Origin of the sequence: Rickettsiales endosymbiont of Trichoplax sp. H2 (assembly GCF_009690945.1) — a bacterium.
Taxonomy (GTDB): Bacteria; Pseudomonadota; Alphaproteobacteria; order Rickettsiales; family Midichloriaceae; genus Aquirickettsia; species Aquirickettsia rohweri.
In genome coordinates, this window is record NZ_NPHZ01000015.1 from 1 (window position 1) to 7837 (window position 7837).

The 7837-nt window shown below is 29.6% G+C and carries 11 protein-coding genes and 1 pseudogene; 7 read left to right on the forward strand and 5 right to left on the reverse strand.

Features of this window, described 5'->3' with window-relative positions:
• Positions 1-358: 358 nt before the first annotated feature.
• Both h2es_RS07375 and h2es_RS07380 read right to left on the reverse strand, forming a co-directional pair.
• A complete protein-coding gene (locus h2es_RS07375) occupies positions 359-676 on the reverse strand; it encodes an MbtH domain protein (RefSeq protein WP_154512770.1) in 318 nt (105 codons plus the stop codon).
• A 42-nt stretch (positions 677-718) separates the two neighbouring features.
• Positions 719-1201 (reverse strand): methylated-DNA--[protein]-cysteine S-methyltransferase, encoded by a 483-nt coding sequence (locus h2es_RS07380; protein WP_230204305.1) that lies wholly within the window; start codon positions 1199-1201, stop codon positions 719-721.
• 712 nt (positions 1202-1913) lie between these two features.
• Between h2es_RS07380 and h2es_RS07385 the strand changes: the two genes are divergently transcribed.
• From h2es_RS07385 to h2es_RS08010, 4 genes and pseudogenes are all read left to right on the forward strand, one after another.
• Complete coding sequence (locus tag h2es_RS07385; protein ID WP_195910009.1) at positions 1914-2204, forward strand: transposase; 291 nt, start codon at positions 1914-1916, stop codon at positions 2202-2204.
• Positions 2205-2215: 11 nt separating this feature from the next.
• Complete coding sequence (locus h2es_RS07390; protein WP_154512776.1) at positions 2216-2527, forward strand: IS3 family transposase; 312 nt, start codon at positions 2216-2218, stop codon at positions 2525-2527.
• Between the two features lie 8 nt (positions 2528-2535).
• A complete protein-coding gene (locus tag h2es_RS07395; RefSeq protein ID WP_154512778.1) occupies positions 2536-2790 on the forward strand; it encodes a DDE-type integrase/transposase/recombinase in 255 nt (84 codons plus the stop codon).
• A gap of 24 nt (positions 2791-2814) precedes the next feature.
• A pseudogene (locus h2es_RS08010) lies at positions 2815-2991 on the forward strand (integrase core domain-containing protein); the annotation flags it as partial.
• Positions 2992-3002: 11 nt separating this feature from the next.
• Here the strand turns inward: h2es_RS08010 and h2es_RS07405 are convergent.
• The 3 genes from h2es_RS07405 to h2es_RS07415 all read right to left on the reverse strand — a co-directional run bounded on the left by h2es_RS07405 (position 3003) and on the right by h2es_RS07415 (position 4134).
• Positions 3003-3500: a hypothetical protein gene (locus h2es_RS07405; RefSeq protein ID WP_154512780.1), complete on the reverse strand. Its 498-nt coding sequence runs from the start codon at positions 3498-3500 to the stop codon at positions 3003-3005.
• A gap of 60 nt (positions 3501-3560) precedes the next feature.
• Complete coding sequence (locus tag h2es_RS08015) at positions 3561-3830, reverse strand: transposase (protein WP_154512782.1); 270 nt, start codon at positions 3828-3830, stop codon at positions 3561-3563.
• A gap of 166 nt (positions 3831-3996) precedes the next feature.
• A complete protein-coding gene (locus tag h2es_RS07415) occupies positions 3997-4134 on the reverse strand; it encodes a hypothetical protein (RefSeq protein WP_154512784.1) in 138 nt (45 codons plus the stop codon).
• A gap of 270 nt (positions 4135-4404) precedes the next feature.
• Here h2es_RS07415 and h2es_RS07420 point away from each other — a divergent pair, with 270 nt between their 5' ends.
• From h2es_RS07420 to h2es_RS07430, 3 genes are all read left to right on the forward strand, one after another.
• Positions 4405-4611 carry a hypothetical protein gene (locus h2es_RS07420; RefSeq protein WP_154512786.1) on the forward strand — a complete coding sequence of 69 codons (207 nt, stop codon included), beginning with the start codon at positions 4405-4407 and terminating at the stop codon, positions 4609-4611.
• A 120-nt stretch (positions 4612-4731) separates the two neighbouring features.
• Positions 4732-4950, forward strand: a complete 219-nt coding sequence (locus h2es_RS07425) for a hypothetical protein (RefSeq protein ID WP_154512788.1) — start codon at positions 4732-4734, stop codon at positions 4948-4950.
• A 136-nt stretch (positions 4951-5086) separates the two neighbouring features.
• On the forward strand, positions 5087-7060 hold the full coding sequence (locus tag h2es_RS07430) for a hypothetical protein (protein WP_154512790.1): 1974 nt from the start codon (positions 5087-5089) through the stop codon (positions 7058-7060).
• Positions 7061-7837: the final 777 nt, after the last annotated feature.

Consider the following 7837-nt stretch of genomic DNA (forward strand, 5'->3'; position numbering starts at 1 on the left):
TAATGTTCATTATAGTATAGTAATTAATATTAGTTAACTGTATCTAATATTGTATAACACGTCAACAAGTAAATGGAGCAAAAGTATTATAACTAAGTAAAATAACAAAGTTAAAATACTAAGAAAAAGAGATTAGTTTTATTTAGGGGTATTGAGGTTCTGAGATCAGAAAACGTAACTAGAGTAGGGGGAGTGTTAAAATCGATCCATTTATTAATAAGTGTTTTTTATTTATTCTATATTAAATAATAGTATACTTTATGTTACAATAAGGAATAGAATTTATTAATTTAAAACTCTAGCTACCTCCTTTTCTATTTTTGTTTTTATATAATTTATAATTAGTTATTGGTTACTACTAAATAGCCCTCTCCCTTTCTGAATCTACATCAGCTATACATCTCACATCACAATAATTTAAATTCGTTGTTCCCTCTATGTGTACTTTACCTTTTTCCTTGTTAAAATCTGCTTTTGTTAAATCACAACTTTCAGTGTCTACATTTATACCCAGCTCAGTCCCACCTTTAGTGTTTGGAAACATTACATGTATATACTTCATATCTGTAAGTCTTTCCTCTATCTCACTATTAGGTTCTTCTCTGTTACCTATTGTCACTTCATTTGTCACTTCATGTTTGCCAGTACTAAGCCTTTTTACTAATTCATTAATCATAACACTTATTTTCCTATTGTTATAGCAAAAATCTACATTGTATTAATTTATATCCATTAATGAATAACTAGAATTTTCATGATTAATTAACCACTGCTTTCTCTTTAGGCCACCACCATAACCACCTAATTCACCATTTGATTTTATAACTCTATGACATGGTAATATTATAATTAATTTATTATTACTATTTACCCTCCCAACTGCTCTAAACCCTTTTGAAGAACCTACACCTTTTGCTTGCTCTAAATAACTTCTAGTTTCTCCATATGGTATATCTCTTAACTTTCTCCAAACCATCTTCTCAAATCTTCTACCTAATAACTTAATTGGTGTCTGAAAAACTTTTAACTTTCCCTGAAAATATAATGCAAGTTCTTTCTCTATAGATAAAATTATTCTATTTGTACCTGCACTAATAATTGAGTTTGTCTTGGTATATACCTGTAATACTTTATTTCCTAACTTCTTTGCATCTTTAAAATCTAACATGTACACATAATTGTCATCTGCTATTACTAACATAACTCCTAATATAGTCTTAATATAATTAATTTTAAGAACTTGCGCTTGCATATCATTATTAAAATATAACTTACTAACATTACCTTTATCTGATCATATATCAAAGTGAATTTTTTGTTTTTTTACCTTCTTGATTATATTAATTCATCAGAGTAAAACTTAACTAAATAATAGCTTATTTTACAATAAGCATTATAAATATTTTAAACTTATTTTTTATAAATTAATAAAATAAAAAAATAGTAGTAGTACTATCAGGTTGTGGACATTTAGACGGAACAGGAATAAATGAAGCTGTATTCACTATACTTGCTATAAATACTAGTTAAGTTATTATTGACTAGTACATATAATACATGTATAAATACACTCTATTAAGTTGCTATCCTAGTTTTTTAGATCCCACATATCCTTACTACTCCCAAAAATCAAACTAGGATAGTAATTTATCTTTTCTCTGCCTTAATTCAATATAAATTTATTACAATACATTGTAATTTTAGTACATTACCAGAAACAAATTGTTATTTTACATAAAAATATATAATTTATTAAAATTAAATACTATCAATCTAATTATTTTAACTCATCTAAAATTATATACTTTAACTTCTTTAATAGGATAATCATTTTTGTATGCAATATGAGCCATATATGGCTCATCTATTTCTATCTTCTTTATCTGCCATATATACCTACCACAATAAAAATTATGGGCAAACAAAAAACATATAGCAAAGAATTTAAATTTAAAGTTGCAATAGAAATGATAAAAGGAGATTTAACAATTGAGGAAATAATCTCAAAATATCAAGTGCCAAGATCAGTATTAAGTAAATGGAAAAAGCAGCTATTAGACAATGGTCCTGAAATATATAAAAAAGAGAATCAACCAGTACAAGCTTATAATAATGGTAATATGGAAAAATTACCTGCAACGATAGGGAGGTTAAAAGTAAAGAATGATTTTTTGCAACAAGCCTCCTCCGAGTTGATGTTATAAAGAGGCGTAAAATGATAAATAGAAGACATCAACAGCTGAGTGTGAGAAGGCAAAGTGAGCTTTTAAAAATAAATAGATCTATGATATATTATGAGGAGTCAGATAAAAGTGAAAACTTTGTACTAAGCAATAAGATAGCTGAAATATATTCATCATATCCCATATATGGGTATCGTAGGATAACAGCAATGCTGGCAAGAGAAAATATATTAGTAAATCATAAGAGAGTGCAAAGATTAATGAGAGAAATGGATTTATATGCTATTTATCCAAGGCCTAATACTAGTATTAAAAATAAGGAACAATATACCCATATTTATTAGCAGGCTTAGTGCTAACAAAACCTCATCAGGTATGGCAGGTTGATATAACATATTTAAGAACCATAAAAGGTTTTATGTATTTAGTAGCAATAGTGGATATGTACAGTAGGACGATTGTTGGCTATAGGTTGAGTAATAGTTTATGCACTGAAAACTGCAAATCAGCATTGGAAGATGCGCTATTAAAGTATGGAACACCTCTAATACTAAATAGCGATCAAGGTAGCCAATTTACAAGTGAATCTTGGGTTAAAAAAATATGAAATTCTCATTTATATCAGTGGAATACTATAGAGAATTTAAAGTCCAATATTCCTAAATGGGTGTATTGGTATAATTATAGTAGACCGCATCAATCGTTAAATTATAGCACTCCAGCTGAGACTTTATATAAAGCTTATAGTAGTAATAGTATTTATTTGAATTTTAAAAATTTAAATATTGTTCAGGAGGTTAAAATGTAATATATTAAGAGTTAATAATTAACAAAAAATGTCTCTCTTTTTGAGTCATTTTTGGTCTGACTAATTGGGGTCACTTCAAATCTTGAATAACTTAACCTCCTATTAAATATCCATGCCTTTCTTTTTTTACCATTCCCTATTGGCAGTAATCCTGCATACCCAAAATCCACCTGCCCTTCTTCTCCTGCTTCTGTATGGAATCTTATACATACATTTTTATTGCTTTTTATTTTTTCTATATATCTTGCAAGGCTTGAATAACCTACTTTTACACCTTCTCTAATAAGCTCTTCCTGTATTCTTACTACACTCAAATCTTTTTCTATTAATTCTACTATTTTTTCTTTATGTTCATATAATACAGATCCTCGTCTCATCTTTATAGGTTCTGTTATCCTTTCCTTCTTATACTTTTTCATGATTTTTCTTATTGTTTTTCTATCATGTCTTACTATTTTAGCTATTTTTCTTTGGCTTACATCTTGTTTATATAATGTTATTATAGTCATATAATACTCCAGTCTTATCATGTTTTCTTTAGTTAAATTTTAACTAATTTTTTATTGTTTTCACCGATCCCTTTTTAATGAAAATTGACAATCATCGATACTTCCTGGAGTAATCGCTAGTCTAACCACTTCTCTATGTGTATTAAACAGCATATGCAATTTGAAGCCAAAGAACCAGCTTGGAGCCATATTTTGGAATAAGTCCTTTAGTTCTGATTTTAGATAGAAGTAATAATGTTTAAAATATGCGGTGCCTGAGGCGTGATAGCTTATCATGATTGTTATTATTTCTGATAACTTCATCTGCATTATCCTATTTCTCTTTACCATTCCATCACTAATCAATTGTTTTACATACCATTTTCAAATCCTTTGCAAAAATCATCCACTTCGCAAAATATTCTGATATAATCTATTTCTGAGTGCATTTTCCTTACCGTATCATTATTACTAATTATTTTATAGTAGGCTTTTGCTCTCTTATCCAACTATTTTCTTAAATGCAGTTCGGGCTATATCCAGCTTCTTTAAAATCATATTTAACAGGTGTTGATTGGTTATACTCAATAATATCATCATCTTTTTCACCTTTTATAAATATTATAATTTCTTTATTAGCTCCACCAGTTGGCATACGAAAAATAACTTCTACGAATAGTCTACTAAAGCAGTTATTATCGATACAGAGCATTAGAGCGCTGATTTGGACTGAAAAGATTCATAACAAGATCAAAAAGACCAAGAAAATGCAGTAATTAATCAAATACCTGAGTCCACAATTGGGGTTATTGAAAAAATAAGAAGAGAAAATCCAACATATGGTAAAGCTAAGATAGCTGTTATACTGAAAAAAGATTGTAGAGTTTTAATTTCAGAAAGTAGCGTTGGCAGAGGGTGAAAAAATTTGTTGAAAGCAGGAAAGATAATACGTTCTCCAAGTGTAAGACCAATTAAAAGAAAAAAGTTTTTTAGAAAGTATGTAAAACAATGGAAATATGATAAGAACAACCCTAAAAATCCTGGAGAAATGGTTCAATTTGATCATATGAGAGTCAGTAAAAACAATTTAAGTTTCAAGGATTTTCAGGCTTGGGATCCTGTAAGTAAATAAGTTGATGCGCAGGTTTTTACTAATGTAACAAGTCATTCAGCAAAGAAATTCTTAGAACAATTTGTAAAAAATGTTCCATTTAAAGTTTCTTCTACACAAGTTGATGGTGGTCCTGAATTTATGGCTGAATTTGAACAAGCTTGCGCTGATTTAGATATAACATTGTTTGTTTTGAAAAAACCTAAATATAATGGTGGCTTTGAGAATTCAAACAGAATATTTAGAGAAAAATTCTATGCCAGAAACGACCTTCTCACAGATTCTGTAGGAGCCTTCAAGGCTGAACTCAAATCTGCCGTTTTCAAGTATAATTCCTATAGACCTCCTTACTACTTTTGAATATATTAAAAGGCGTAATGACTTTGTTCATTAGTCAAATATGATATGAACTTGCACAAAATAAATAATCAGTTGTAATACAAATAAAAGTGTGATAGTTTTTAAATTAGGGTTAATAAAAAATTAAGTAAAGAATATGATTATAACAAATTTAAATCAAGATAATAGTTGCCATGTTAATGGTTTTGAAAGTTTATTAAAAAGAGCAGTTGATTGTACAGATCAGAGTTGTTCTAGTGGAGCTTACTTTGTAGAGCAAAGTGATGGACAAGCTCTATATAATCTAGGCACTACTATTGGAGGGCCTCAAACAACGGTGCAGATGGGCAGGACAACTGAATGGAGTGAGAGTCGATACGCAATACTGATCGCAAAAGGTAACTATACAATGAATGGTTACTTTAAATTAGGATATTATACTCAAGTAGCTGGTGTTAGTGATAATAGTGATTCTGTTATATTATCTCCTGGTATAAATGTCTTAAATAATTGTGTTAAAGCTTTTAATGCTGATGGAAGTCAAAATTCTAGATGTTATGCTCCTGGTGGACTTGATAATTTTTGGCGCAGTTTATCGGATTTGAAGATGAACATAGCTAACGATCCGGTATTACGTTTTGCTGTATCTCAAGCATCGCCAATTAGGGATATCAATATTGAAGGGAGTGCGGGCATATTAATGTGTGATTGGAATACAGACATAGGGTGTGGTTATACTAGTGGTGGCTTTATTGATAGGATGAAAGCATCAAGCATTGGGTTTGGCTCTCAACAACAATTTTATATATCAAATTCTCAATCTAATCAATTAATAGCTGGAGCTTGGAACATACTGTCTAATAATAATAATGTAGATAGCATAACGGGAGCAGGTGATGTTAATGTACAAAATAGATGGCCTGGATATCCATTTACAAAGATTAATGATACTACAATGACTCAATTTCAAAAACCTAAATTAGTAAAAGATGGAGATCAATGGCATGTACAATACGATTATAAGGCTAGTCCGATTAGTGATTTTATTGTGGTGCAACTCAATCAAAAAGAAGATCGAACAAAAATATCTTCATATGATGTCCATAATATTAATAATCAATTAATAAACAAAGTAGGTATGATAGTTATGCCAGGTATTTATGATCTTGATGATACACTGTATATACCTAACAATAAAATAGTATTAGGTATAGGTTTACCGTCATTTGTTTGCCCACCTAATACTGGGAAGTGTATGATAACAGAAAGTGAGGGTATAAGAATAGCTGGATTAGTATTTGATTCGCCAGTGGCTAGTTCTTTAGACACAAATAGTGATGCTATAATTTTGAGTATAGGAGAAGAGGGGAGTGGTATATCTACGAATCCTGTTGTATTACAGGATGTGTATTGTAGAATTGCACATATAAAACCAGAACAAATTGCTTCTTCCGCATATAGTTGTGTTAAGGTTAATGCAGATTATACAATTGGAGAAAATTTGTGGCTATGGAGAGCTGATCATGATGCGAAGTTTATAAATGTATTAGCAAATGCAGCTAAAGCTCCTTACGGATTAATAGTACATGGAAATAATGTAAAAATGTATGGTTTATTTGTAGAACATTTTCTAAATTACCAAACTGTTTGGTTTGGAAAAAATGGGCAAGTGAATTTTTATCAGTCTGAAATTCCTTATTACTTGCCAGAAGGAGGTATAACAAAATGTTCTTTACCTTATTCTGATTTGGTTGATGAAACTCCTGCTTGCGCCTCTTTGTATATTACTAAAAGTGCTACGGGATTTACTGCTAATGGTTTAGGTATATATTCTTATTTTCCCAATAAAAATGAAAGAGGCTCACAAGCAGGAGAAAAAGAATTTTATCAAGATACAATAAGAGCCAAGTCTGCAATTATAGTAGATGCAGAAAATGTTATTTTGACTCATGGATTAACCCATTTCTTAGATGGAGATTTAAGTAGTGGAATTGATAACGTAATTCAGTATAAAAGCAATTTGTACTATCCGGAAAATAGTTATGTTAATGGAAGTACAAATAAAATAGGATATGCTTTTGATGAATTTCGCATTGATAGTGCTACAGTTAGTAGTAGTGATGAGCTATAGAAGTAGATAATAGCTAAAGGCAGGCAATAATGTTTTATCTTTGCGTTAGTCAAAGATAAAACATTACCTTTAGAGGGCTTTGTATATACTAAATAAGAAAGTTTAATCAGTTATTGTCTTTTTTTTACCTTTCTTATTTTGGTCACCCTTAATACCTATGAATAAAGTAAACTATGAACTTTTAGGTTCAAAAGTTGTATTTATTAATTTCCATAAAATTCATTCAGTAAAAAGGTATAAATCTTACATGTAGATTGTTTTTAACCACTACTCCATAACAACCACCATAAACATATTCTTTTTCTTTTAGGGGTTAGTTACACATAGCACTCTAGAGTTTCAAAATATTCTGTGTTAGTGATAATAAGGGTTATATAGAGAAGTAAAAAATAATTAATTTTAATAGTTGAAAAACTGTATCTTTGGATATAAGGAGCATGCAGAAGATTTAGAAAAAACAAAAAAAGAGTGATTTTTGATTAATTTTGTAATGAGATAAGGAATCAGGAAAACGACCGTTATTCTGATTAGAAGAAAATATAAAATATTTAGCTATAAATCAATCAGAAAAGCTGTTAAGATAAACAACATAAGATTTTAGTATAAAAATTATCTTTTCTGATTAAATATGTTAATAGGATATGCAAGAGTTTCAAAAATTTATATTTACAAAAATATGCACTTATCAAAGCAGGAGTAGATAGTGGAAGAATATACCATGATTATGCATCAAGTAGAAAAGATAACAGACCTGGATTGCAATCATGTATTAAAGCA

What these genes read in the sequence shown, in the direction of transcription:
- h2es_RS07375 (WP_154512770.1), bottom strand. Translation starts at nt 676, where the DNA reads ATGATTAATGAATTAGTAAAAAGGCTTAGTACTGGCAAACATGAAGTG.
- h2es_RS07380 (WP_230204305.1), bottom strand. Translation starts at nt 1,201, where the DNA reads ATGTTAGTAATAGCAGATGACAATTATGTGTACATGTTAGATTTTAAA.
- h2es_RS07385 (WP_195910009.1), top strand. Translation starts at nt 1,914, where the DNA reads ATGGGCAAACAAAAAACATATAGCAAAGAATTTAAATTTAAAGTTGCA.
- h2es_RS07390 (WP_154512776.1), top strand. Translation starts at nt 2,216, where the DNA reads ATGATAAATAGAAGACATCAACAGCTGAGTGTGAGAAGGCAAAGTGAG.
- h2es_RS07405 (WP_154512780.1), bottom strand. Translation starts at nt 3,500, where the DNA reads ATGACTATAATAACATTATATAAACAAGATGTAAGCCAAAGAAAAATA.
- h2es_RS08015 (WP_154512782.1), bottom strand. Translation starts at nt 3,830, where the DNA reads ATGGTAAAGAGAAATAGGATAATGCAGATGAAGTTATCAGAAATAATA.
- h2es_RS07415 (WP_154512784.1), bottom strand. Translation starts at nt 4,134, where the DNA reads ATGCCAACTGGTGGAGCTAATAAAGAAATTATAATATTTATAAAAGGT.
- h2es_RS07425 (WP_154512788.1), top strand. Translation starts at nt 4,732, where the DNA reads ATGGCTGAATTTGAACAAGCTTGCGCTGATTTAGATATAACATTGTTT.
- h2es_RS07430 (WP_154512790.1), top strand. Translation starts at nt 5,087, where the DNA reads ATGATTATAACAAATTTAAATCAAGATAATAGTTGCCATGTTAATGGT.